This is a genomic window from Paenibacillus tengchongensis, from assembly GCF_008973665.1.
In the GTDB taxonomy this organism is placed as follows: Bacteria; Bacillota; Bacilli; order Paenibacillales; family Paenibacillaceae; genus Paenibacillus_AQ; species Paenibacillus_AQ tengchongensis.
Window position 1 is genome coordinate 1 of record NZ_WACP01000062.1, and the last position, 644, is coordinate 644.

Consider the following 644-nt stretch of genomic DNA (forward strand, 5'->3'; position numbering starts at 1 on the left):
ATATCTTATACGGGAAACTGCTATCGTGAGGAAACTGATTTCATGCTATCTCTATTTATTAAAAATAAAAAATTTATATATGATTCAAAGGCTTTGTTAATAAATTTACCGCCAAGAAAAGCGACGGGAGGGGCAAGAACAGCTAATCGATTAAAATATCATTACGAAAGTTGCATAAATAATTATAGATTTTTAAAAAAATATAATGATAATTTGAATCTTCTTTCAGGACAAAAGCATGCTATATTTTACCGACAGTGTCAATTCGTTCTGCTAAAAATGAAGTCGTTTATCGGGAAGTTTTTAAAATGATTATATATATCGCCGCGTATAATGGTTCAGGAGGGCAAGGTGGGGTGGAAAGGGTTGTTGCCCAACAATGTAACATTCTTAAAAATTTGGGGGTTAAAGTCATTATACTTGATAAAACATACTTCAAAATTTCTAACAAAATTCGTAACAAAAAAATACAAGTAGCACTTTATCCAATATTAGTTTCTCTTTATTTAACCTTACAAAAATTACGTGGCGTGACGTTTAAAGTTATTGCACATGGCTATTGTTCTCCTTTTTATAGGAATGACATCTTAATAGCTCATGGCAATATGAAATGTTATTTTCAAACAGTCATGAATAAAAAACCT

At 30.6% G+C, this 644-nt stretch carries 2 protein-coding genes; both read left to right on the plus strand.

The annotated features are described in order from the left end of the window. A partial coding sequence (locus tag F1381_RS28675) for a hypothetical protein (protein WP_222850501.1) occupies positions 1-312 on the plus strand: 312 nt, incomplete at its 5' end. Further along, the coding region (locus tag F1381_RS27920; protein ID WP_222850502.1) for a hypothetical protein at positions 309-644 on the plus strand (336 nt) is incomplete at its 3' end. The genes F1381_RS28675 and F1381_RS27920, both read left to right, overlap by 4 nt.